This window comes from Luteimonas pelagia (assembly GCF_054776035.1).
Genome location: NZ_BAAHCG010000001.1, coordinates 63,127 through 87,170, shown reverse-complemented (window position 1 = coordinate 87,170; position 24,044 = coordinate 63,127). Strand labels below are relative to the sequence as shown.

Annotated in this window: 23 protein-coding genes and 1 other RNA gene; 10 read left to right on the top strand and 14 right to left on the bottom strand. The window is 71.3% G+C overall.

Going from position 1 to position 24,044, the window contains the following annotated elements:
- Positions 1 to 32: 32 nt before the first annotated feature.
- From ACYU7H_RS00385 to asnS, 13 genes are all read right to left on the bottom strand, one after another.
- Positions 33 to 719: a DUF2461 domain-containing protein gene (locus ACYU7H_RS00385; protein WP_460811576.1), complete on the bottom strand. Its 687-nt coding sequence runs from the start codon at positions 717 to 719 to the stop codon at positions 33 to 35.
- A 241-nt stretch (positions 720 to 960) separates the two neighbouring features.
- Entirely contained in the window at positions 961 to 2,421 is a 1,461-nt protein-coding gene (gene sbcB / locus ACYU7H_RS00380) for an exodeoxyribonuclease I (RefSeq protein WP_460811575.1), read from the bottom strand.
- A 118-nt stretch (positions 2,422 to 2,539) separates the two neighbouring features.
- The gene (locus ACYU7H_RS00375; RefSeq protein WP_460813010.1) at positions 2,540 to 3,913 is read right to left on the bottom strand and encodes an FAD-dependent oxidoreductase; all 1,374 of its coding nucleotides are present in this window, start codon (positions 3,911 to 3,913) and stop codon (positions 2,540 to 2,542) included.
- The gene (kynU, locus tag ACYU7H_RS00370; RefSeq protein WP_460813009.1) at positions 3,910 to 5,184 is read right to left on the bottom strand and encodes a kynureninase; all 1,275 of its coding nucleotides are present in this window, start codon (positions 5,182 to 5,184) and stop codon (positions 3,910 to 3,912) included. The genes ACYU7H_RS00375 and kynU overlap by 4 nt, the downstream gene beginning before the upstream one ends.
- A gap of 20 nt (positions 5,185 to 5,204) precedes the next feature.
- Positions 5,205 to 6,230: an amidohydrolase family protein gene (locus ACYU7H_RS00365; RefSeq protein ID WP_460811573.1), complete on the bottom strand. Its 1,026-nt coding sequence runs from the start codon at positions 6,228 to 6,230 to the stop codon at positions 5,205 to 5,207.
- Between the two features lie 16 nt (positions 6,231 to 6,246).
- Positions 6,247 to 6,798, bottom strand: a complete 552-nt coding sequence (locus ACYU7H_RS00360) for a 3-hydroxyanthranilate 3,4-dioxygenase (protein ID WP_460811572.1) — start codon at positions 6,796 to 6,798, stop codon at positions 6,247 to 6,249.
- 121 nt (positions 6,799 to 6,919) lie between these two features.
- Entirely contained in the window at positions 6,920 to 7,354 is a 435-nt protein-coding gene (locus ACYU7H_RS00355; RefSeq protein WP_460811570.1) for a RidA family protein, read from the bottom strand.
- On the bottom strand, positions 7,354 to 8,019 hold the full coding sequence (gene can / locus ACYU7H_RS00350; RefSeq protein WP_460811569.1) for a carbonate dehydratase: 666 nt from the start codon (positions 8,017 to 8,019) through the stop codon (positions 7,354 to 7,356). Before can ends, ACYU7H_RS00355 begins: the two co-directional genes overlap by 1 nt.
- 52 nt (positions 8,020 to 8,071) lie before the next feature.
- Positions 8,072 to 9,517, bottom strand: a complete 1,446-nt coding sequence (locus ACYU7H_RS00345; protein WP_460811567.1) for an aldehyde dehydrogenase — start codon at positions 9,515 to 9,517, stop codon at positions 8,072 to 8,074.
- A 71-nt stretch (positions 9,518 to 9,588) separates the two neighbouring features.
- Complete coding sequence (locus tag ACYU7H_RS00340) at positions 9,589 to 10,374, bottom strand: SDR family oxidoreductase (RefSeq protein ID WP_460811565.1); 786 nt, start codon at positions 10,372 to 10,374, stop codon at positions 9,589 to 9,591.
- Between the two features lie 34 nt (positions 10,375 to 10,408).
- On the bottom strand, positions 10,409 to 10,717 hold the full coding sequence (locus ACYU7H_RS00335; RefSeq protein WP_460811563.1) for a hypothetical protein: 309 nt from the start codon (positions 10,715 to 10,717) through the stop codon (positions 10,409 to 10,411).
- A complete protein-coding gene (locus ACYU7H_RS00330; protein ID WP_460811561.1) occupies positions 10,714 to 11,025 on the bottom strand; it encodes a hypothetical protein in 312 nt (103 codons plus the stop codon). The genes ACYU7H_RS00335 and ACYU7H_RS00330 overlap by 4 nt, the downstream gene beginning before the upstream one ends.
- Position 11,026: 1 nt before the next feature.
- Positions 11,027 to 12,427, bottom strand: a complete 1,401-nt coding sequence (gene asnS / locus ACYU7H_RS00325; RefSeq protein ID WP_460811559.1) for an asparagine--tRNA ligase — start codon at positions 12,425 to 12,427, stop codon at positions 11,027 to 11,029.
- 301 nt (positions 12,428 to 12,728) lie between these two features.
- Between asnS and ACYU7H_RS00320 the strand changes: the two genes are divergently transcribed.
- The 10 genes from ACYU7H_RS00320 (at position 12,729) to ACYU7H_RS00275 (ending at position 23,456) form a co-directional block, all read left to right on the top strand.
- Positions 12,729 to 13,070 (top strand): HesB/IscA family protein, encoded by a 342-nt coding sequence (locus tag ACYU7H_RS00320; RefSeq protein ID WP_460811558.1) that lies wholly within the window; start codon positions 12,729 to 12,731, stop codon positions 13,068 to 13,070.
- 115 nt (positions 13,071 to 13,185) lie between these two features.
- On the top strand, positions 13,186 to 15,027 hold the full coding sequence (locus ACYU7H_RS00315; RefSeq protein WP_460811556.1) for a DUF885 domain-containing protein: 1,842 nt from the start codon (positions 13,186 to 13,188) through the stop codon (positions 15,025 to 15,027).
- A 226-nt stretch (positions 15,028 to 15,253) separates the two neighbouring features.
- Positions 15,254 to 15,679 (top strand): 30S ribosomal protein S6, encoded by a 426-nt coding sequence (rpsF, locus tag ACYU7H_RS00310; protein WP_460811555.1) that lies wholly within the window; start codon positions 15,254 to 15,256, stop codon positions 15,677 to 15,679.
- 26 nt (positions 15,680 to 15,705) lie between these two features.
- On the top strand, positions 15,706 to 15,936 hold the full coding sequence (gene rpsR, locus ACYU7H_RS00305; protein WP_460811553.1) for a 30S ribosomal protein S18: 231 nt from the start codon (positions 15,706 to 15,708) through the stop codon (positions 15,934 to 15,936).
- Between the two features lie 70 nt (positions 15,937 to 16,006).
- Entirely contained in the window at positions 16,007 to 16,459 is a 453-nt protein-coding gene (rplI, locus tag ACYU7H_RS00300; protein WP_460811551.1) for a 50S ribosomal protein L9, read from the top strand.
- 208 nt (positions 16,460 to 16,667) lie between these two features.
- Positions 16,668 to 18,080 (top strand): replicative DNA helicase, encoded by a 1,413-nt coding sequence (locus ACYU7H_RS00295; protein WP_460811550.1) that lies wholly within the window; start codon positions 16,668 to 16,670, stop codon positions 18,078 to 18,080.
- 60 nt (positions 18,081 to 18,140) lie between these two features.
- A complete protein-coding gene (alr, locus tag ACYU7H_RS00290; protein ID WP_460811548.1) occupies positions 18,141 to 19,235 on the top strand; it encodes an alanine racemase in 1,095 nt (364 codons plus the stop codon).
- Positions 19,236 to 19,390: 155 nt separating this feature from the next.
- The gene (locus tag ACYU7H_RS00285) at positions 19,391 to 21,133 is read left to right on the top strand and encodes a S8 family serine peptidase (protein ID WP_460811546.1); all 1,743 of its coding nucleotides are present in this window, start codon (positions 19,391 to 19,393) and stop codon (positions 21,131 to 21,133) included.
- A 102-nt stretch (positions 21,134 to 21,235) separates the two neighbouring features.
- Positions 21,236 to 22,660, top strand: coding sequence for a cryptochrome/photolyase family protein (locus tag ACYU7H_RS00280; protein WP_460811545.1), 1,425 nt, complete (start codon positions 21,236 to 21,238; stop codon positions 22,658 to 22,660).
- Positions 22,661 to 22,784: 124 nt separating this feature from the next.
- Positions 22,785 to 23,456 carry an OmpA family protein gene (locus tag ACYU7H_RS00275; RefSeq protein WP_460813007.1) on the top strand — a complete coding sequence of 224 codons (672 nt, stop codon included), beginning with the start codon at positions 22,785 to 22,787 and terminating at the stop codon, positions 23,454 to 23,456.
- A 155-nt stretch (positions 23,457 to 23,611) separates the two neighbouring features.
- Here the strand turns inward: ACYU7H_RS00275 and ssrA are convergent.
- Positions 23,612 to 23,964, bottom strand: a transfer-messenger RNA (tmRNA) gene (gene ssrA, locus ACYU7H_RS00270).
- Between the last annotated feature and the right edge of the window lie 80 nt (positions 23,965 to 24,044).

The following is a 24,044-nucleotide window of genomic DNA, read 5'->3' as shown; positions in this document are numbered from 1 at the left end:
GCGGCGGCATGGACGCGCGTCGGCCGCGAGGATCAGAATGGCAGGTCGAGCGAGGCGCAGAGGTAGTCGACGAACGGCGCGAGCGCCGCGAGGTCGCGCTCGATCGTCGGGCGCAGCCGGGGCGAGGTGAACAGGTCGTCGTCGAGCGGGCGCCGCGCGACGAAGTTGCGGTGGCGCAGGTCGTCGATGAACGCGAAGTCCGGCGGGAAGCCGCGTGGCGGTCGCACCAGCATCTCCCGGTCGTCGCGGTCGAAGCGGCGCCGGAAGGCGGGCGCATGGGCGGTCGCCTTCCATGCGGCCGGGTTGTCGACGATGAACTGGCGCACGCGCCGCTGGGTGGGCGTGTCCGGGTGCCAGAGGCCGGCGCCGATGAAGCAGCCGCCGGGCTGCAGGTGGACGTAGAAGGAGGGTGTCGCCACCTCGCGGCGGCGCTCGTGGAACAGCCGCGCGCCCTGCCAGGGCTTGTACGGCGCCTTGTCGCCCGAGAACCGCGTGTCGCGCTGGATCCGGAACAGCGAGCCGCCGACCGTGCTTGGGTCGGCGTGGTAGTGCGGGCTGATGGCGGTGAGCGCCGGCTGGAGGTCGCCGAGCAGGTGCTGGAACGGCGCGCGCACGTGCGCCTCGTACTGCGCCTTGTGGTCCTGGAACCAGGCGCGCTCGTTGTGCCGGGCGAGCCCGCGCAGGAAGCGGAACGCGGCGTCGGTGAAGTACGTGGGCATGGGCCGACGCTAGTCGCCGGGCATCCCGGCGGCAATACCCCCGCAGGCGCACATCTGCAGGAGCGATCACGCGCCGCGTCACCGGGTGGGGTTCGCCGGGCATTGATCGACCCGCCGGCGCGGGCGCCATCGCGCGCGTAGGCGCGCTCCTACGGGGCGCGGCGCGCGTTGCCCACCGTAGGAGCGCCTCTACAGGCGCGATCGGTTTGCCCGCGCAGGCATCGCGCGCGCAGGCGCGCGCCTACGGCGAGGAGGGGAAGAGGTCGGCGTGGAGGGTGTTGCGCCAGGCCTGCAGCTGGTCGAGGAGGGCCAGCCGGGGGCCGTCGCCGGCATGGGCCGCGCGCATCGCCGCCAGTTCGGCGTCGAACCGCGGGAAGCCGTGCTCGGCCAGGTCGCGGTCGTCACCCCCGAGGCGGTGGCGGCGGAAGTCGTCCCAGCGGGTGCGCTCGGGCTGCGACAGGCTGTCGGGCCAGTTGCGCGCCCGGTAGCGGAACAGCAGCTCGGGCAGGCGCGGGTCGGAGAAGCCGAAGTCGCGCGCGCCCAGCAGGTGCGGCGGCGTGGCGCGGACGTCGGCGAGCTTCCGCTTGTCGCCGTCGGCGAGGAAGGCACCGTACAGTGCGCCGTCGACGTCGCCGGGTTCCCGCGCATCCTCGCGGGCGAAGACCCGGCGGACCTTCTCGGCCAGCGCGGGGCCGGCGGCGCGCAGTCGCGCGGCATGGGCCTCGACCCGGTCCGGGTCGATCCCCAGCCGGGCGAAATCCGCGGCGCGCAGGTGCTGCCAGGGCACCAGGGCAGGGCACCGGTTGAGGTGCACTTCCTTGAGCGGGATCCGCGCGACGCCCTCGGGCAGGTCTGCGGCACGGACGAAGACGCGGTCCGCGATCTCGTCGGGCGCCAGTTTCAGCACGGCGTCGGGCGAGGGGTCGAGGTCCAGGACGATCACCCGGCTGTCGATGCGCGGATGCCGGGCGATCGGGACCACCGGCGCGGCGCAGCGGCGCGACGCGGGATAGCGGTTGGACACGTGCAGGACCGGCGTCATCGCGGCCACGTCGAGCAGCCCGCCGCAGTGGCGCTTGTCGCGCAGCTTCAGCGCGTAGTCCCACAGCCGTGGCTGGGCCTGGCGGAACAGGCGCGCCAGGCCGATCAGCGCGCGCACGTCCGACAGCGCCTCGTGCGCGTCGCCCACGCGCACGCCGTTGGCGGTGGCCAGGTGCTCGAGCTTGAAACTGGTGCCCTGGCCGTCCTCGCGTGCCGGCCATTCGATGCCGTCGGGCCGGAGCGCGTGCATCAGCCGCAGCGCGTCCAGCAGGTCCCAGCGGCAGTTGCCGCCGCGCCACTCGCGCTCATACGGCTCGTGGAAGTTGCGGTACAGCCCGTGGCGCACGAACTCGTCGTCGAAGCGCAGCGAGTTGTAGCCCAGGCTGCACGTGTTCGGCCGGGACATCGCCTCGGCGATCACCGCGAAGGCGTCGGCCTCGTTGACGCCCTCGCGCGCCGCGCGCTGCGGCGTGATGCCGGTGACCAGGGTCGCGCCGGGGGAGGGGAGCAGGTCGTCGGCGGGCCGGACGAGGACGTTGGTCGGCGGCTCGATCTCCTCGAGCGCCTCGTTCGTGCGGATCGCGGCGAACTGTGCGATCCGGCTGGTGCGCGGGTCCGACCCGAAGGTCTCCAGGTCGTAGAAGAGGAACGACGCCGCCACTACGCCACCACCCCCGCCATCGCTGTCGTCCCGAGCGCAGCGAGGGACCTGCTTCCTGGCCATGAGAGCGAAAAGCAGGTCCCTCGCTGCGCTCGGGACGACAGGGGTTGGCCGGGCGTCATTCGACGGGCAGCGGCGGCAGGCGGCGTTCGACTTCCGCGTCGAGCCACGCGCGGTCGACGGCGTCGAGCGAGTCGCGCCCACGCGTCGCCTCGACCAGCAGGTCGCGCTGCACCCGGCCGCGCTCGAACGCGGTCGCGTAGGGTAGGCGCCGGAACGTCACCATCGCGTAGCGGGGCACGAAGCGGTCGGGATGGCGCGCCGCCAGCTCGCGTTCCAGGGCGCGCTGCAGCAGGAAGTCCGCGTCGTCGACGCGGTCGCGCATCTCGATGTAGTTCTCCAGCGCCATCGCCTGGATCGCCCGCGCGTTCGGCAGGCGCTCGGCCTCGAACGCGGCGAAGGCGGCGGCCAGGTCGCGCTGCGCCTCCATGTGGCGCGCGAGCGCCGTGCAGTCCTCGAACGCGCAGTTCATGCCCTGGCCGTGGAACGGCACCATCGCGTGCGCCGCGTCTCCCAGCAGCACCGCCTGGCCGCCGAGGGACCAGGCGTCCAGGTACAGGGTGCCGAGGGTGCCGACCGGGTTGCGGTCGAAGTCGGCCTCCAGTGCCGGGATCAGGGGCAGCGCGTCGGCGAAGTCGCGCTCGAACAGGGCGCGCACGTCGGCGCCGGTGCGCACGGTGTCGAAGCCGGGCTCGCCGGCCGCGGGCCGCGCATGGTTGGGCAGGAACAGCGTCACCGTGAAGGTGCGCTCGTCGTTCGGCAGCGCGATGCACATGTAGCCGCCGCGTGGCCAGATGTGCAGGGCGTTGGGCTCGATGCGGAAGCCGCCATCCGGGGACGGCGGGATCTCGAGTTCCTTGTAGCCGTGGCCGAGGGGTTCATGGCGTTCGCCCAGCTCGATGCGGTCGGCCATCGCCTCGCGCACCGCCGAACCGGCGCCGTCCGCCCCCAGCAGGGCGGTGAATTCGTGCGCATGGACGGTGCCGCTGCGGTCGTCGACGAACCGCGCCTGGCTGGCGTCGAAGTCGACCGTGTGCAGGCGCTGGTCGAAGTGCAGGCGGGCGCCGGCGGCTTCGGCGGCGTCGAGCAGCGTGATGTTGAGCTCGCCGCGGCTGACCGACCAGATCACCTCGCTGTCGTCGCGCCCGTAGCGCTGCAGCTGCTGGCGGCCGTCCGCAAAGTGGACCATCCGGCCGCGCATCATCACGGCCTGCCGCAGCACGGCGTCGGCGGCGCCCGCTTCGCGCAGGGCGTGCAGGCCGCGCTCGGCGAGCGCGAGGTTGATCGAGCGCCCGCCGGCATAGCCCGCCAGGCGCGGATCGCCGCGGCGCTCGAACACGTCGACGGAGAAGCCCCGGCGGGCGAGCAGGGTGGCCAGCAGGGCGCCGGCCAGGCCCGCGCCCACGATGGTCAGCGACCGGTCGCGCGTCATGCCGCGTCGCGCCATTCGGCCACGGTGCGCGCGAAGCGCAGCACGTCGGCGTGGGTGTTGTAGAGCGGGGCGGGGGAGATCCGGATCACGTCCGGCTCGCGCCAGTCGCCCAGCACCCCGCGGGCCGACAGGAATTCGAACAGGGCACGGCCGGCCTCGCGGCCACCCACTACGCGGATCGAGAGCTGCGCGCCGCGCTGTTCGGGTTCGCGTGGCGTGGAGACGTCGAGCACGCCGGACAGGCCGGTGTCGATCAGCGCCTGGAGGTAGCCGGTCAGCCGCTGCGACTTCGCCCGCAGCGCCGTCATCCCGGCCCGGTCGAACACCCCGAGCGAGGCGCGCAACGGCGCCAGCGCGAGGATGGGCGGATTGCTGAGCTGCCAGCCGTCCGCGCCCGGCGTCGGGCGGAAGTCCGGGCCCATGCGGAAACGGCTCTCGAGCTCGTGGCCCCACCAGCCCGCGAGCCGTGGCCGGTCGGTGCGGGCGTGGCGTTCGTGCACGAAGCAGCCGGCAACCGCGCCCGGCCCGCTGTTGCAGTACTTGTAGTGGCACCAGACGGAGAAGTCGGCGCCCGAATCGTGGAGCGCGAGGTCGAGGTTGCCCACCGCGTGCGCGAGGTCGAAGCCGGCGATGGCGCCGGCGTCGCGTGCGGCGCGCGCCAAACGCGCGAGGTCGAAGGCCTGGCCCGTGCGGTACTGCACGCCCGGCCACAGCAGCAGCGCCAGGCGGGGGCCGAGTTCCGCGATCTTCGCTTCGATGGCCTCGTGCGAGAACACGCCGCCGGGCAGGTCGGGCTCGAGCTCGACCAGGTCCACGCCGGGATCGAAGCCGTGGAAGCGCACCTGCGACTCGAGCGCGTAGCGGTCGGACGGGAACGCGCCGGCCTCCATCAGGATCGCCGGCCGTTCCACGGTGGGCCGGTAGAAGCTGACCATCATCAGGTGCAGGTTGGCGGTGAGCGAGTTCATCGCCACGACCTCCCGTGGCTTCGCGCCCACCAGCCGCGCGAGCGGCTCGCGCAGCAGCGCGTGGTAGTCCAGCCACTGCGAATGGCCGCGGAAGTGGCCCTCGACCGCCTCCATCGACCAGATGTCGAGCACTTCCTCCACCTCCGCCCGCGCCGACTTCGGCTGCAGGCCCAGCGAGTTGCCGACGAAGTACGCCTGCTCGACGCCGTCGCGGCACGGCACGTGGAATTCACCGCGCAGGGTCGGCAGCGGATCGCCGGCGTCGAGCGCGCGGGCGTGGGCGTCGGAGAACAGGTCGGTCATCGGATCGGTGGTCGTGTCGTTCATTGGAAGCGCGAGGCGGGCAGCCCCAGCCACTCGAGCGCGGTGCCGTGGTACAGGCGCGCGCGCTCGGCCTCGTCCAGGCCCAGGGCCTCGATGCCGGCGCCGGGTTCCTGCTCGCCGAGCGGGAAGGGATAGTCCGTGCCCAGCATCACGCGGTCGGCGCCGGCCACGTCGAGCAGGTAGCGCAGGGCCAGGTCGTCGGCGACCCAGGAGTCGAAATAAAGGCGCTTGAGGTACTCGCGCGGGTTGCGGTGGTTGTCGGTGGCCACCAGGTCCGGCCGCATCTTGAAGCCGTGCTCGATGCGACCGATCGTGTAGGGGAAGCTGCCACCGCCGTGCGCCATGCACACGCGCAGCTTCGGCAGGCGCTCCAGCACGCCGCCGAACACCAGGCTGCAGGCCGCGCGCGACTGTTCGGCGGGCATGCCGACCAGCCAGGGCAACCAGTACTTGGGCATCGTGTCGGTGCCCATCATGTCCCACGGGTGCACGAGGATCGCCGCGCCCAGGTCGGCGGCGGCCTCGAAGAACGGGAACAGTTCCGGCGCGTCCAGGTTCCAGTGCGCGCCGTCCGGCCCGTGCACGTGCGAACCGATCTGCACGCCCTGCAGGCCGAGCTCGTCGACGCAGCGCTCCAGTTCCCGGATCGCGAGCTGCGGCGACTGCAGCGGCACGGTGCCGATGCCCGCGTAGTGCCGGGCGTGGTCGCGACAGGTCTGCGCCATGTGGTCGTTGAGCGCGGCGTGCAGTTCCAGCGCCTGGTGCCCCTTGGCCCAGTAGCTGAACATCACCGGCACCGTGGACAGCACCTGCACCTGCACGCCGAAGCGCGCGTAGTCGTCGACGCGGATGCCTGCGTCCCAGGTCTTGGGCCAGATCTCGCGGAAGAACTTGCCGTCGCGGTAGATCCGGTGGCGGCCGTCGTCGCCGTGGTGGATCACGGGGAAGCGCTTGTCGCCGAACTTGCCGGCCAGGTCCGGCCAGTCGCGCGGCAGGTAGTGGGCGTGGATGTCGATCTTGAGCATGCGTGGGTCCGCGCGGTCAGGTGATGTCGGCGAGCGAATCCGGGTCGGACTCGTAGCGCGCGGGGCGCGGGTTGAGGTGGCCGCATTCGCCGCAGGTGCGGTGGTCGTCCGAGCGGTAGAAGCGGTCGAACACCGGCGGGAAGTCGTTCTCGATGTCGCGCAGGTGGAAGAACTCCTCGTACAGCTTGTGGTTGCAGCGCTCGCAGAACCACATCAGGCCGTCCTGCTCGTGGGCGAGCCGGCGGCGCTCGATCACCAGGCCCACGCTGCCGGCCATGCGCTGCGGCGAATGCGGCACGCGCGGCGGCAGCAGGAAGGTCTCGCCGGCGCGGATCGGGATGTCGCGGACCGCCCCGTCCTCCTGCACCTTGAGCACCATCTCGCCCTCGAGCTGGTGGAACCACTCCGCGCCCTCGTCGTAGTGGTAGTCGGTGCGCTGGTTCGGGCCACCCACGGCCATGACGATGAACTCGCCGTCGAACATGCACTTGTTGCCCACGGGGGGCTTGAGCAGGTGGCGGTGCTCCTCGATCCACGCCTGGAGGTTGAAGGGGGCGGGCAGGGGCATGGCGGTACCTCGGGATTGCCGGTGCGCCCCTGCAGGAGCGCACCTCGGGGCGCGATGCCGCGCCGTGTGGATTCGCGGGGGAGAGCCTATCGCGGTGCGAGCCCCGCTCCTACAGGGTGTGTCAGGCGTCGCCGGAGACCCGCGCCACGCACTTGAGTTCGATCGCGATCGGGGTGGGCAGGGCGTCGATGCCGAGCGTGGTGCGGCACGGCGCGGTGGCCGGGTCCGGGAAATGCTCCGCCCAGACGGCGTTGTAGCCCTTGAAGTCGCGCACCATGTCGGTGAGGTAGACGGTGACGTCGACCAGGTCCTCCCAGCGCGCGCCGCTGGCCTCCAGCACGGCGCGCACGTTCGCCATCACCGCGCGGGCCTGCAGGTCGATGTCGTAGGAGATCAGGCGCCCCTCCGCGTCGTGCACGTTGCCGGGCACGCCGTTGGTCTTCGGGTCGCGCGGGCCGATGCCGGACAGGAACAGCAGGTCGCCGACGCGGCGGGCATGCGGGTACGCGCCGACCGGGGCCGGCGCGGTGTCGGTGAGATAGACGCGGTCGCTCATCAGCGGTCCTCCCGGTCCTCGCGGATGCGCGCCAGGGCGGCCGCGTACTGGGGATCCAGCGACTCGAGGGAGTCCACGTCCAAGCCCAGGTCATGCACCCGGCCGTCGCGGAGGGTGTAGACCCAGCCATGGACCGACAGCGACTGCCCGCGCGCCCAGGCGTCGCGGACGATGGTGGTCTGGCAGACGTTGGCGACCTGCTCGAGCGCATTGAGCTCGCACAGCCGGTCGTGCTGCAGCTCCGCCGAGTCGATCGCGCGCAGCCAGTCGCCGTGCTTGTCCGCGACGTCGCCCACGTGCCGGATCCAGTTGTCGGCCAGGCCCACGCGCGCCCCGTGCAGGGCGGCATGCACGCCACCGCAGCCGTAGTGGCCGACGACGATCACGTGCTTGACCTTCAGCACGTCGACCGCGAACTGGATGACCGACAGGCAGTTGAGGTCGGTGTGGACCACCACGTTCGCGATGTTGCGGTGGACGAAGACCTCGCCCGGCATCAGGTCGACGACCTGGTTGGCCGGCACGCGCGAGTCCGAGCACCCGATCCACAGGTATTCGGGCGCCTGCTGGCCGGACAGGCGGTCGAAGAAGCCCGGGTCCTCGGCCTGCACCCGGTCGGCCCAGGCGGCGTTGCGATCTAGAAGTGACTTTATGTTCGAGGACATTTGAATTTGAAATCAATAGATTGGAAAGTGTTTTGAAAGCTGTTTCGATGGGTCAGTCTCGGCGCGACGGGCCCGGAAGCGCGATCCCGATGTTCCTCGGCTCGGTGAAGAACCGCATCGCCTCCATCCCGCCCTCGCGGCCGAGGCCGGAGGCCCCCATGCCGCCGAACGGCGTGCGCAGGTCGCGCATGAGCCAGGCGTTGATCCAGACGATGCCGGCGCGCAGGTCGCGGGCGAAGCGGTGGGCGCGGTCCAGGTCGCGGGTCCAGACCGAGGCGGCCAGGCCGTAGTCGCCGGCGTTCGCCAGCGTCAGCGCCTGGTCGTCGTCGTCGAACGGCTGCAGCGTCGCGACCGGCCCGAAGATCTCCTCGCGGTTGCTGGCGCAGTCCGGCCCGAGGCCGTCCACCAGCGTGGGCGACACGAACCAGCCGGGGCGGTCGAGCACCTGGCCGCCGCACAGGATCCGCCCGCCTTCCTCCCGGACGCGGGCGATGGCGGCGACCACCTTGTCGAAGTGCGCCTGCGACACCAGCGGGCCGAGCTGGGTGTCCTCGTCGATCGGGTCGCCCACCCTGAGCGCGATCGCGCGTTCGACCAGCGCGTCGCGGACCTCGGCGTAGACCGTGCGTTCGACCAGGATGCGCGAGCCGCACAGGCAGATCTGGCCGGAGTTCTGGAACGCCGAGCGCACCAGCGTGTCGAGGTGGTCGCGCCAGTCGCTGTCGGCGAACACCAGGGTCGGGTTCTTGCCGCCCAGCTCCAGCGAGACCTTCTTGAGCATCGGCGCCGCGAGCCCCGCGATGCGTCGGCCGACCGCGGTGCTGCCGGTGAAGGACACCGCGCGTACGTCCGGATGCACCACCAGCGGCTCCCCGACGTCCGGGCCGGCCCCGTGCACCACGTTGAGCACGCCGGCGGGGAACCCGATCTCCGCCGCCAGTTCCGCCAGCATCGTGGCGGTCACCGGGGTGACCTCCGACGGCTTCGCCACCACCGTGTTCCCGGCGGCCAGCGCGGGGGCGATCTTCCACGTGAACAGGTAGAGCGGCAGGTTCCAGGGGGAGATCGTCGCGACCACGCCGAGCGGGGGGCGCAGCGTGTAGTTCAGGCCGGCCTCGCCGTGGTGCGACTCGCTCGCGAACTGGGTGGCGGCGTGCGCGAAGAAGCGGAGGTTGGCCACCGCGCGAGGGATCTCCACGTCGCGCGCCAGGCGCACGGGCTTGCCGCCGTCGCGCGACTCGGCGTGTGCGAACGCTTCCAGCCGGTCCTCGAGCGCCTGCGCCAGCCGCTCGAGCCAGCGTGCGCGCTGCGAGTTGGGCAGTGCGGACCAGGCCGGCAGCGCCTTGCGCGCGGCGGCGACGGCCCCGTCGACGTCGCTGGCGTCGCCGTCGGCCAGGCGTGCGGCCACCCGGCCGGTCGCCGGATCGTGCACGTCGCGCCAGGCGCCGCGGGCGGCGGGCACGGACTGTCCGTCGATGACGTGGTGCAGCTCCTGCATCCGGCTAGCTTAACCGCCGCGGCGCGTCCGGCGCGCCGTCGGTCCGCCCCTGGAAGGGGGGGCGGGCGGGGTCAGATCGACTGCATGCGGCCGCCATCGACCGCGAGCGAGACCCCATTGATGTAGGCGGCCGCCGGCGAGCACAGGAACGCGATCGCCGCGGCGACCTCCGCGGGCTCGGCGAACCGGCCTGCCGGCACGGTCTTCCGCATCGCCGCCTCGACCGCGTCCTCGCTGGTGGATTCCTTCGCGGCGCGGTTGCGGACGATCTCCTCGATCCGCCCGGTGTGCGTGAAACCGGGCAGCACGTTGTTCACGGTGATGCCGTCCGCGGCCAGTTCGCGCGACAGGGTCTTCGACCAGCCGGCCACCGCGCCACGCACCGTGTTCGACACGCCCAGGCCCGGGATCGGCTCGCGGACCGAGGTGGAGACGACGTTGACGATCCTGCCCCAGCCCATGCTGCGCATGCCGGGGAGCACCGCCTGAACAAGCAGGTGGTTGGCGCGCAGGTGGCGCGAGAACGCGTCCATGATCGCCGCGTCGTCGGCACCCGCGAGCGGGCCGCCCGGCGGCCCCGCGGTGTTGTTGACCAGCACGTGCACCGGCTTGCCCGCGACCAGCGCCTCGACCTTGGCGCGGAGGGTGGCGTGGTCGGCGACGTCGGCGGCCACGTGGCCGTGGCGCTGGCCGTCCTTGCTCGGCAGCGACGCCGCGACGTCGGCGAGCGCGTCCTCGCGCCGTGCCAGCACGGTCACGTCCGCGCCGAGCAGCGCCAGTTCGTGCGCCGCGGCGCGACCGATGCCCGCGGACGCGCCGCAGACGAGGGCATGCTTGCCGGTCAGGTCCAGGTCCATCGTGCCTCCGGTTCTGTCGTACGTGTCGTGCGCGTCAGTGGCGCGCGGGCAGCTTGCGCACCATCTGCGGCCGCAGCGCCCCCTCGTCCTCGCCCGTGGGCGGCGCCAGCTCCTCCAGCGCGAAGCCGCGCGCGGCCGCGTCGTCCTCGTCGAGGCCGTCGAACGCGACGAACTCCGCGTCCATCAGCGCGGCGCGGGCGCTGTCCCCGCTGTCGTAGGGGAGGGTGTTGCCGTCGCTGTCGAAGACCTCGGCGGTGCCCGCCTCGCGCACGCGCAGCCGCGCCCACACGACCGTGCGCCCGAGGGTCGCCAGCCACCACTGCACGCCGTCGCCCTCGCTCATGCCGCGCCCACCGCGATCGCCCAGAGCCACAGCAGCCCGGCCAGCGCGAGCCCGGAGAGGATCACCAGCAGCGAGATCCGCGCCGGCGTCGCGAGCCCGGACAGGCTGCGGTCGCCGGTCGCGCGGTAGCGCCCGGCCAGCAGCCAGCCCAGCGCGGACGGATTGAGGAACGCGGCGGGGCCGAGCCGTGCCTGCAGGTCCGGGTGCCGGTCGCGCAGGTGGACGAGGGCGAGCGGCCAGAAGATCACGAACGCGGTGGCGCCGGCGATCGCCATCGACAGGCAGACGAGCGAGAAGAACAGGATCACCTCAGTACTCCGCCAGGCCCGGTGCGCGCGGATACGGAATCGCGTCGCGGATGTTCGACAGCCCCGCGACGTAGACCACCAGCCGCTCGAAGCCCAGGCCGAAGCCGGCGTGCGGCACCGTGCCGTAGCGGCGCAGGTCGCGGTACCACTGGTAGTGGTCGACGTCCAGGCCGAACTGGGCGATGCGCGCGTCGAGCCGGTCCAACCGCTCCTCGCGCTGCGCGCCGCCGATGATCTCGCCGATGCCCGGGGCCAGGACGTCCATCGCCGCCACCGTCTTCCCGTCGTCGTTCAGGCGCATGTAGAACGCCTTGATGTGCTCGGGGTAGTTCGTCACCACGACCGGGCGACCCACGTGCTGCTCGGTGAGCCAGCGCTCGTGCTCTGTCTGCAGGTCCAGGCCCCATTCGACCGGGAACTCGAACTTCTGCCCCGACTTCTGCAGCAGCGCGATGGCGTCGCCGTAGTCGATGCGCTCGAACGGCGCGTTGACGAAGGTCTCCAGGCGCGTCACCGCGTCCTTCTGCACCCGCTCGGCGATGAACGCCATGTCGTCGCCGCGCTCGTCGAGCACCGCGCGGAACAGGTACTTGAGGAAGTCCTCCGACAGCGTGGCGATCGCGTCGAGGTCGGCGAAGGCGACCTCCGGCTCGATCATCCAGAACTCGGCCAGGTGGCGCGGCGTGTTGGAGTTCTCGGCGCGGAAGGTCGGGCCGAAGGTGTAGACCTTGCTCAGCGCCAGGCAGTAGGCCTCGACGTTGAGCTGGCCGGAGACGGTGAGGAACGCCTCCTTGCCGAAGAAGTCGCGCGAGAAGTCCACCGAGCCGTCGTCGCGGCGGGGCAGGTTGGCCAGGTCGAGCGTGGAGATGCGGAACATCTGCCCGGCGCCCTCGGCGTCCGAGGTCGAGACGATCGGCGTGTTGATCCAGTAGAAGCCGTGCTCGTGGAAGAACCGGTGCACCGCCATCGCCAGGCAGTGGCGGATGCGGGTGACCGCGCCGAACAGGTTGGTCCGCGGGCGCAGGTGCGCGACCTCGCGCAGGAATTCCAGCGAGTGGGCCTTGGGCTGGATCGGGTAGGTCTCCGGATCGTCGACCCAGCCCACCACCTCGATCGCCTCGGCGCGCACCTCGAACGACTGGCCCTGGCCCTGCGACGGCACCAGTTCGCCGCGCGCCACGACGGCGCAGCCGGCGGTCAGGTGCTTCACCTCGGACTCGTAGTTGGGCAGCGTGGACGGGGCGACCACCTGGATCGGGGCGAACCCGGAGCCGTCGCTGACGTTGACGAACGACAGCCCGGCCTTCGAGTCCCGGCGGGTGCGCACCCAGCCGCGGATCGTGACCTCGCCGCCGGCGGGGACCTTGCCCGCGAGCGCGTGCTGCACGCTGACCACCGTCATGCCCTGGTTCCTTGCCCGTCCGGGCCGATCTGGGAGCCGGCAAGTCTACCGCCGACCCCGCCGGGGCAGCGACCCTCCCACCCTGTCGACCGACTCCCACCCTGTCGTCCCGCATCCCACCCTGTCGTCCCGAGCGCAGCGAGGGACCTGCTTCATCGCTCTTCGCGGTGCGCCGTGGAAAGCAGGTCCCTCGCTGCGCTCGGGACGACAGGGCTAGGTTGGGACGACAGGATTCGGGTGGCGGGGGGTTGGGATGGTGGGGCGCGCCCTTATAATTGGTGTCGTTCGACAGGGATCCCCCATGGCCATCACGCTCGCCCCCGCCGCCCTCGACCGCGTCCGCCGCTTCCTCGCGGAGGAGCCGTCCGCGCTCGGCCTGCGCTTCGGCGTGAGCAAGGCCGGGTGCTCGGGCTGGCAGCACGTGGCCGAGCTTGCGCGCGAGCCGCGCGACGGCGACACGGTGTTCGAGTTCGAGGGCGTGCGGATCCTCGTCGACGCCACCAGCCTCCCGCTGGTGGACGGCACGCGGATCGACTTCCGCAAGGTCGGCCTGGGCGAGCAGTTCGTGTTCGACAACCCGAACATCGTCGAGGCGTGCGGCTGCGGCGAGAGCTTCACCATCGAGGCCAGCGACGCCGCCTGAGCCGCGCGCCGGCGTGACGTCCGTCGCGCCGGCCCAACCATCGGCAGGGTGGGGCGACGACCCGCGACGCTAGACTCCGGCGGATTCGTCCGTTCCGGAGCCGCCCATGTCCCCGATGCCTTCGTCCCGCCCCGCCTTCCGTCGCGTGGCCCGCCCGCTGCGCGCCGTCGCACTATCCGGCCTGGCCCTCGCGCTCGCGGCGGGGCTCGCGCTACCCGCCGCGGCGCAGGCGCCGGCCACCTCGCTCGCGGAACCCGGCAATCCGGCCAGCGTCGCCCTGCACGCGCTGTTCGACGCGGAGTGGGAACGCCAGATGCGCGAAAGCCCGGAGACCGCGAGCTACCGTGGCGACGACCGGTACGACGACAGATGGAGCGACCTGTCGCTTGACGCGATCCGCGCGTCGCAGGCGGCCGACCGCGCGGCGCTGGCGAAGCTGCGCGCGATCGACCGCGACGCGCTGTCCGCCGACGACCGCCTGAGTTACGACGTCTTCGCCTGGCAGCTGGAGCGCGCGGTCGAGCGCCAGAAGTACAACGAGTGGCAGCGGCCGGTCAGCCAGCGCGGTGGCGTGCAGAACGCCGAGAACATCGCCGAGGTCCTGCCGTTCGCCGATGCGGAGGACTACCGCGACTGGCTCGCGCGCATGCGCGCGCTCCCGGCGCTGCTCGACCAGACCGCGACGCTCATGCGCGAGGGCATGGCCGCCGGCAACACGCCGCCGAAGGTGCTGATGGAGCGCGTGCCCGGCCAGATCGAGGCCCAGCTCGTCGACGACCCGGAGAAGAGTCCGTTCTACAAGCCGTTCCGCGAGATGCCCGACACGATCCCGGCGGCGGCGCAGGCGGCGCTGCGCGCGGAGGCGCGCGAGGTGATCGACGGCACGATCGTGCCCGCCTACCGCGATTTCGCGGCGTTCTTCCGCGACACCTACCTGCCGGGCACGCGCGACACGATCGCGGCGGTCGACCTGCCCGACGGCAAGGCGTACTACGACTTCCTCGTCGGCCAGTTCACGACCACCGACCTCACCGCCGAGCAGGTGCACGCCATCGGCCTGCGCGAAGTCGCGCGCATCCGCGCGGAAATGGAACAAGTGCGCGAGGAGGTCGGCTTCGACGGTGACCTGGCCGCGTTCTTCGAGCACCTGCGCACCGACCCGAAGTTCTTCCACGAAACGCCGGCGGAACTCCTGGAGGCCTACCAGGCGATGTCCAAGCGCATCGACCCGGAGCTGGTGAAGGTGTTCAGGACCATCCCGCGCCTGCCCTACGGCGTGCGTCCGATCCCCGACAACATCGCGCCCGACACCACCACCGCGTACTACCAGCCCGGTGCCGTCGACGGCAGCCGGGCCGGCTACTACTACGTCAACCTCTACCGGCCCGAGGTGCGGCCGAAGTGGGAAATGATGGCGCTCTCGCTGCACGAGGCGGTGCCGGGCCACCACTTCCAGTTCGCCCGCGGCCAGGAGCTGCCGGACGTGCCGATGTTCCGGCGGGTGGGGTACTTCACCGCCTACGGCGAGGGCTGGGGCCTGTACGCGGAACGGCTGGGCTACGACATGGACCTGTACGACGACCCGTACGACCGCATGGGCCAGCTGGCCTACGACATGTGGCGGGCGGTCCGGCTGGTGGTCGACACCGGCATGCACTCGAAGGGCTGGACCCGGCAGCAGGCCATCGACTACTTCATGGACAACGCCCCCAAGACCCTGCAGGACGTCACCAACGAGATCGACCGCTACATCGGCTGGCCGGGCCAGGCGCTGGCCTACAAGATCGGCCAGCTGAAGATCTCGGAACTGCGCGAGCGGGCGGCCACGGCGCTGGGCGAGGACTTCGACGTGCGCGATTTCAACGACGCGGTCCTGTCCACCGGCTCGGTCCCGCTGGCGACGCTGGAGCGGCACATCGACGCCTGGATCGCCTCGGAGCGGGCCCGGGTGGAATGACGGGGGCACCCCCGGGGCGGTTCGTAGGCCCGGTTCCGCCGCGGGGAGGGGCTCGGCGCCGCCCGTTCGGGGGTGACGCCGCGCCTTGCCGCAAGCCGTTGATCCTGCGAGAATAGCCGGCTCCCTGCGGCCCGAGCGGCCCGCGGGGACCCTTGCCCCACCGCGAACGCGGGGGGCTGTCCCGGCCCGGGCATGCCGCCCGGCCGACATCCACAAGGAACCACCGATGCGCCATTACGAAGTCGTGTTCCTGGTCCACCCGGACCAGAGCGAGCAGGTGCCGGCCATGATCGAGCGCTACAAGGCGCTGATCGAGGGCGGCGAGGGCAAGATCCACCGCCTCGAGGACTGGGGCCGCCGGATGCTCGCGTACCCAATCTCCAACCTGGTGAAGGCCCACTACATCCTGTTCAACATCGAGTGCGACCAGGCCGTGCTCAACGAGCTGGTCGACGCGTTCCGCTTCAACGACGCGATCCTGCGCCACCTCGTCATGAAGCGCGACGAAGCCGACACCGAGCAGTCGCACATCATGAAGAACAAGGACGACAAGGGCGACAAGCCCGAGCGCTCCGAGCGTCGCCGTCGCGACGACAACGACGGCGATGACGGCGACAAGGACGACAAGTCCGACGCCGCCGAAGCCGCCTGACGCCCGACCCATCCAGGAGCCGACACATGTCCAAGTTCTTCCGCCGCCGCAAGTTCTGCAAGTTCACGGCCGAGGGCGTCAAGGAGATCGACTACAAGGATCTCAACACGCTGCGCCAGTACCTGACCGAGACCGGCAAGATCGTGCCCAGCCGCATCACCGGCACGAAGTCGCGCTACCAGCGCCAGCTGGCGACCGCGGTCAAGCGCGCGCGCTACCTCGCCCTGATCCCGTACACCGACAACCACAAGGCGTAACCCCGCCCTTTCCGTTCGGACAGCACACGCTGCGGCGCCCCGGCGCCGCTAACGAACCAGGAGTTACACGATGCAACTGATCCTCCTCCAGAAGGTCACCAACCTCGGCAACCTCGGCGACAAGGTCACCGTGAAGCCGGGCTTCGGCCGCAACTTCCTCGTGCCGCAGGGCAAGGCCGTCCCGGCCACCGAGGCCAACCTGGCCGAGTTCGAGGCCAAGCGCGCCGATTACGAGGCCAAGGCGCAGGCGGCGTTCGACGACGCCGAGCAGCGCCGCGGCAAGCTCGAGGACGCGTCGGTCACGATCTACGCCAACGCCTCGACCGAGGGCAAGCTCTACGGCTCGATCGGCCCGCGCGAGATCGCCGAGGCGCTGACCAGGGCCGGCACCGAGGTCAACAAGTCCGAGGTGATCATGGGCGAGGGCGCGATCCGCCGCACCGGCGAATACGAGGTCACCGTGCACCTGCACGCGGACGTCGAGGTCCCGGTCAAGGTGGTCGTGGAGCCCGAGGCGGCCTGATCCGCCGACGACCCTGGCAACACGGACGGGCGCCGAGAGGCGCCCGTTTCCGTTTGCGTCGCCGGTGTCCGTGTCTCAATCCGTGCGATGCCCACCGGTTATCCACAGTGTTGTCTGCAACACCCCATGCCGGATGACGACTAGGATGCCCGCTCGCCAGGAAGACAGCGACCGCGGCGACGGTCCACCAGGGGGAGTCACGCCACTGATGAGCGCGCGCCAGGGGTTCCGTGCCGACGGGACGGGGTTCAGCCGTCCGGAACAGAAGATCGAGCAGCTGCGCGTGCCGCCGCAATCGATCGAAGCGGAACAGGCGGTGCTCGGCGGGCTGATGCTCGCGCCGGAGGCCTACGACCGCGTTGGCGACCTGGTCACCGAGCGGGACTTCTATCGCCGCGACCACCAGCTGATCTACCGCGCCATCCGCGAGCTGGCGGAGAAGAGCCGGCCGTTCGACGCGGTCACCCTGGGTGAATGGTTCGAGTCGCAAGGCTTGGCCGAGCAGGTCGCCGGCGGCGCGTACCTCGTCGAGCTCGCCAGCACCACGCCCTCGGCGGCCAACATCCGCGCGTACGCCGAGATCGTCCGCGACAAGGCGGTGCTGCGGCAGCTGATCGAGGTCGGCACCGGCATCGTCAACGACGGCTTCCAGCCGGACGGCCGCGAGAGTGCCGAGATCCTGGCCAAGGCCGAGCAGGACGTGTTCGCGATCGCCGAGCAGGGCTCGCGCGGGCGCACCGACTTCACCCAGATCAACACGGCCCTGATCGAGGCCTTCGACGTGCTGCAATCGCGGCACGCCAGCGGCGGCAGCATCACCGGCCTGCCCACCGGCTACACCGAGTTCGACGAGATGACCGCGGGCCTGCAGCCGACCGACCTGCTGATCCTCGCGGCGCGCCCGGCGATGGGCAAGACGACGCTGGCGCTCAACATGGCCGAGTTCGCGGCCATCAAGAGCAAGAAGGCGGTCGCGGTGTTCTCGATGGAAATGTCGGCCAGCCAGCTCGCGCTGCGCCTGATCTCGTCCAACGGCCGCGTCAACGCCACCCGCCTGCGCACCGGCCAGCTCGAGGACGAGGACTGGAGCCGCGTCACCAGCGCGATCCGCATGCTGCGCGAGGCCAAGATCTTCATCGACGACACCCCGGCGCTGTCGCCGGACGTGCTGCGCTCCAAGGCGCGCCGGCTCAAGCGCGAGCACGACCTCGGCCTGGTGGTGATCGACTACCTGCAGCTGATGCAGGTGCCCGGCAACAGCGAGAACCGCGCGACCGAGATCTCGGAGATCTCGCGCTCGCTCAAGGCGCTGGCCAAGGAGCTCAACGTGCCGGTGATCGCGCTGTCGCAGCTCAACCGCTCGCTGGAGACGCGGACCGACAAGCGCCCGGTGATGGCCGACCTGCGCGAGTCCGGCGCCATCGAGCAGGACGCGGACGTGATCGTCTTCATCTACCGCGACGAGTACTACAACAAGGAGAACTCGCCGGACAAGGGCCTGGCCGAGGTCATCATCGGCAAGCAGCGAAACGGCCCGACGGGTTCGATCAAGCTCAAGTTCTTCGGCGAGTACACGCGCTTCGACAACCTCGCGCACGACACGGTGGGCAGCTTCGAGTAGCCCGTCCGCCCGGTCCGGGCATGCGCCTGGCGCGGGACCGCTCCGCTTAGACTGCGCGCCATGGCCCGTCCGACCACCGTCACGATCGACCTCGACGCCCTGCGCCACAACCTGCAGGTGCTGCGGGGCAGGGCACCGCGCAGCCGGCTGATGGCGATGGTCAAGGCGGACGCGTACGGGCATGGCCTGGTGCGCGTCGGCAAGGCCCTGTCCGGTCTCGCCGACGCGTTCGGCGTGGCCTCGCTGCAGGAGGCCGAATCGCTGCGTGCCGCCGGCATCGACGACCGGATCCTGGTGCTGTCGGGTATCGACGGCCAGGACGACCTGGCGCGGTTCCGCGCGCACCGGCTCGATGCCGTGGTCCACGACGGCACGCAGCTGGACGTCCTCGCGCAGGCACCCGATGGCGTGCCGCTGCGTTGCTGGTTGAAGGTCGACAGCGGCATGCATCGGCTCGGGTTCGCCCCCGCGGACGTGCGCGCCGCCCACGACCGGCTGCGTGCGATGGCGGCGGTCGACGGCGACATCCACCTGATGACCCACTTCGCCAGTTCCGATGCCTTCGAGGACCCGCAGACCGCCCGCCAGGCGGAGGTGTTCGCGGCGGCCGTGGCCGACCTCCCGGGGCCGCGCTCCCTGGCCAATTCCGCCGCCGTCCTCGGGTGGCCCCAGGCCCACGCCGACTGGATCCGGCCGGGCGGCGCGCTGTACGGCATGTCGGTCGTGCCCGGGACGACCGGCGCGGACTTCGGGCTGCGCCCGGCGATGCGCTTCACCACGCGCCTGCTGGCGGTGAAGGATGTGGCCGCGGGCGAGCCGGTCGGCTACTCGGCCACGTGGTGCTGCCCCGAGGACATGCGCCTGGGCGTCGCGGCCGTGGGCTATGGCGACGGGTACCCGCGACTGGCGACGGCGGGCACGCCGGTCCTTGTGGACGGCCGGATCGCCCAGGTGGTGGGTCGGGTCTCCATGGACCTGGTGACCATCGACCTGCGTCGCCATCCCGCGGCGCGCGCGGGGGATCCGGTCGTCCTCTGGGGCGCGCCCGACCTCCCGGTCGAACACGTGGCGGAGCGCGCGGGGACCATCGCGTACGACCTCACCTGCGCGGTGAGCAGCCGCGTCGCCGCCAGGACGTCGGGCGGCCCCGGATAGCCCATCCAGGGGCCGGGTTGCTGCTTTGCAGCATGACCTTCGGCACGGGGTCCACTACGGTGGGCCGGCCGCCTTTCAGGTGGCATTCATCCCGCGCTGTCAAGGGCGGGTGTTCCGTTTTGCGGGGGAGTACGCATTTCATGAAGCAACGTCATTTGACCGCCGCCCTGGCCCTGGGCCTGGCGACGATGGTCGGCGCCGCGTCGGCGGCCGACAAGGAGCGTGTCTGGGTCCAGTTCAAGCCGGGCAGCAAGGCGCAGGTCCAGCGCGCGCTCAAGGGCGCCGGCGGCGAGGTCCACCACGCGTTCGACGGCCTCAACGCCTTCGCCGTCAGCCTGCCGTCGCAGGCGATCGCCGGCATCCGCAACAACCCGAACGTCCGCCTGGTCGAGGCCGACGCGGTCCGCAAGCCGATGGCGCAGATCCAGCCCTACGGCATCGGCATGGTCCAGGCGCCCGAGGTGTGGGCGGCGGGCACCGATGGCGACGGCATCACCGTCTGCGTGATCGATTCGGGCATCCACGCGGCGCACGAGGACTTCCAGGGCGTCAACCTGATCGGTGGCTATCCGAGCGGCTGGAACAACGACAGCTGCGGGCACGGCTCGCATGTCGCGGGCACGATCGCGGCCAAGGACAACGCCTCAGGCGTGGTCGGCGTCAACACCGGCAACCTGTCGCTCTACATCGTCAAGGTCTTCGACGGCGCCTCCTGCGGCTGGAGCTACAGCTCCGACCTGGTCGACGCCGCCAACCGCTGCGCGAACGCCGGCGCCAAGGTCATCAACATGAGCCTGGGCGGCTCGTTCAGCAGTTCCACCGAGGCCACGGCCTTCCAGAACCTCTACAACCAGGGCGTGCTGAGCATCGCCGCGGCGGGCAACGACGGGAACACCCGCCACAGCTACCCCGCGTCCTACGACAGCGTGGTCTCGGTAGCCGCGGTCGACAGCACGAAGACCGTCGCGGACTTCTCGCAGCAGACCAACCAGGTCGAGCTGGCGGCGCCCGGCGTCGGCGTGCTGAGCACGGTGCCGCAGGTCGACGCGACCGCGTCGGTCGACGGCGCGTCGTACATCGTCTCGGCGCTGGAACTCACGCACCAGGGCACCGCCAGCGGTGCCATCGCCAACGGTGGCCGGTGCACCAGCGCGGGCAGCTGGGGTGGCAAAACCGTGCTGTGCGAGCGGGGCGACATCAGCTTCGCGGACAAGGTGAACAACGCCCATGCCGGCGGCGCCGCGGCGGTGATCGTCTACAACAATGCGCCGGGCGGCTTCAGCGGCACGCTGGGAAGCGCGGGGCCGGCGATCCCGGCCGTGAGCATGAGCCAGGAGGACGGCCAGTACCTGGCGGCCAACAAGATCGGGGCGAACGCGAACGTCAGCACGATCCCGGACAACCAGGGCAACGGCTACGCGTACTACGACGGCACGTCGATGGCGACGCCGCACGTGGCCGGCGTGGCCGCGCTGGTGTGGAGCGCCAACCCGACCTGGACCAACGCCGAGGTGCGCTCGGCCCTGGCGGCGACGGCGCAGGACCTGGGTTCGGCCGGCCGCGACAACGCGTACGGCTGGGGCCTGGTCCAGGCAAAGGCGGCGCTGGACGAGCTGCAGGGTGGCGGCGGCGGCGAGCCGGGCGTCACCGCGCCGAGCAACCTGTCGGCGTCGACCATCAAGTCGAAGGGCCAGACGACCGGCGTGGCGCTGTCCTGGACGCCGGGCACCGCGGCCACGGTCGACGTGTACCGCGACGGCAGCATGATCGGCACGACCGCCAACGACGGCAGCCACACCACCACGAGCGTCGGTCCCAAGCGGTCCACGTCGACCTACAAGGTCTGCGTGTCGGGAGATCCGAACGCGTGCAGCAACCAGGTGTCCGTCCGGTTCTGATCCGGTCACGGGAAGGCACCACGGGGCCCGGCACGATGCCGGGCCCTTTTTCTTCCCGGTGCGTTCGGGCAACGTGCAGCCAACGACGACGGGCGACCGGGCATGGCCACCGCGATCCTCTGGTTCCGCAATGACCTGCGCCTGGCCGACAACCCCGCGCTGAAGGCGGCGGTCGACGGCGGCTACGCGATCCTGCCGGTCTACATCCACGCGCCGGAGGAGGAAGGCGCATGGGCCCCGGGCGCGGCATCGGATGCATGGCGGGCGAAGTCGCTGGCCTCGCTCGACGCGGCATTGCGCAAGCGGGGCAACCGCCTGCGCCGCTTCGTCGGCCCGAGCATGGCGACGCTCGAGACCCTCGTGGACATGGCGCGGGCCGACGCCGTCTTCTGGAACCGGCGCTACGAGCCGGAGGTCGAGCGCCGCGATGCCGCGATCAAGCGCGCGCTCAAGTCGCGCGGGCTCCGCGTGGACAGCTACAACGGCGCGTTGCTGTTCGAGCCCTGGGAGGTCGAGAACAGGTCAGGCGATCCGTACCGGGTCTTCACCCCGTTCTGGAAACGTGCCCTGTCGCAATGGCGCACGCCGACCACATGGGACGCCCCCGACGCGCTACCGGACGTGCGCGACGCGCCGTCGGGCGTCGCACCCGACGCCCTGAAGCTCGCCCCCGCAGCGCGTTGGGACGCGGGCTTCTGGACGCACTGGTCGCCGGGCGAAGCCGGGGCGGCCGAATCACTCGACGGGTTCCTGGGCGATGGGCTCGACGAATACGCCGGCTGCCGGGACGTGCCCGCGGTGGACGGGACGTCGCGGCTGTCGCCGCACCTGCACTTCGGCGAAATCTCCATCCGGCGCGTGGCCGCGAGGCTCGGGGAGACGGCCGACGGCACGCCCGCGCGCGAGGCCGCCATCGCGGCGTGGTTGCGCGAGCTCGGCTGGCGGGAATTCTCGCACCACCTGCTGCACCACTTCCCGGACACGCCCGACACCAACCTCGACCCGCGCTTCGCCGACTTCGACTGGGCGCGTGCCGAGCCCTCGCGCCTGGCGCGCTGGCGGCGCGGTCGCACCGGCGTGCCCATCGTCGACGCGGGAATGCGGCAGCTCTGGGCCACGGGCTGGATGCACAACCGCGTGAGGATGATCGTCGCAAGCTACCTGACCAAGCACATGCGCATGCACTGGCGGCATGGCGCGCGCTGGTTCTGGGACACGCTCGTCGACGCCGACCTCGCCAACAACACGCAGGGCTGGCAATGGACCGCCGGCACGGGCGCCGACGCCGCCCCGTACTTCCGCGTGTTCAACCCGGTGCTGCAGTCGCGTCGCTTCGATCCGGACGGTAGGTACCTGGCGCGGTGGCTCCCCGAGCTGGAGGGACTGGCGCCCGCGCAACGCCATGCACCCTGGGAACATCGCGACGCGCTTCGCCGCCGCGCGCCGGGCTATCCGCGGCAACCGCTGGTCGGACTCGAGGCCGGACGCGACGCCGCGCTCGCGGCATGGAACGGGGTCAAGCGCTGACGCCCGGGTCGCCACGGCAACGCGGGCTGAACCGCTCGCGCCGCATCACCCCGCGGAGACACCGGCGTGCCTACGATGCGCCGCGTATTCACCTTTGTCCCCGCAGGAGGCACCCATGAACCGCATGCTCGGAAAGACCCTGATCGCGACCGCGCTCGCCGGCACCCTCACGCTCGCCGGCTGTGCCACGTACACCGGCCAGACCAACGATCCCAACGATCCGAACCGCACCCGGACCGGCGCCCTCATCGGCGCGGGCATCGGCGCCGTGGCCGGCCTGCTCAGCGGCGACGACGCCACCGAGCGCCGCCAGCGCGCGCTCGTCGGCGCGGGCGTCGGCGCGATGGCCGGTGGCGCCGTCGGCGCGTACCAGGACCGCCAGGAAGCCGCGCTGCGCCAGCGCATGGCCGGCACCGGCGTGGACGTGGTCCGCAACGGCGACAACATCACGCTCAACATGCCGGGCGCGATCACCTTCGGCTTCGACTCCTCGCAGCTGCAGCCGCAGTTCCGCCCGGTGCTCGACGACCTGGCCGTGACGCTCAACGAGTACAACCAGACGATCATCGAGGTCGCCGGCCACACCGACAGCGTGGGCGACGCGGCGTACAACCAGCGCCTGTCCGAGCAGCGTGCCGCCACGGTGGCGGGCTACCTCGCCGGCCGGGGCGTGATCCGCGACCGGATGATCACGATCGGCGCCGGCGAGACCCGTCCGATCGCCAGCAACGACACGGAGGCGGGCCGCGCCCAGAACCGCCGCGTCGAGATCACGCTGGTGCCGCTGAGCAACTGACGGCCGGCATCGACCGCTGTCTCCCGGGCGTCCTCGCGAGGACCTGCCGGGGAGGGGAGGGGCCGCTCCGGCGGCCCCTTCTTTCGTGTCGCGTACACGGCGCGGCGACGCAGAAAAAAAAAGGGCCGGGATCCTGCGATCCCGGCCCTTGAGGATGGTGGAGGTGGGCGGAATCGAACCGCCGTCCGAAGGCACTCCATCTCCGGCACTACATGCTTAGCCCGCCGTTAGGTCTCGTCCCGCGGCAACACGACGTGCGAAGCACACCGTGGGACACACCCGCTAGGTTTGAGCGCCGGCTGGCGGGTCGCCACCTGCGCCGATCCCGTGATGATGACCCTACACCGGCGAGCACGGGCACAAACCGGTTCGGGGCTAGGCCTTAAGCGGCCAGAGCGTAGACGTCGTCGTTGGCGTCTGAGTGTTTGCAGCTGGATTAACGAGGAAAGCTACCCCCTCGGCATGCGCCGGTCGATTTCGCGACCCCCGTCGAAGCCAGTGCACCCCCGGGAGCGTCGAACACGCCGACGCTGCAAGTATAGGGGCGGCGCGGGCCGACTCAAGCGCGGGACTGAACGAATGCCCGCG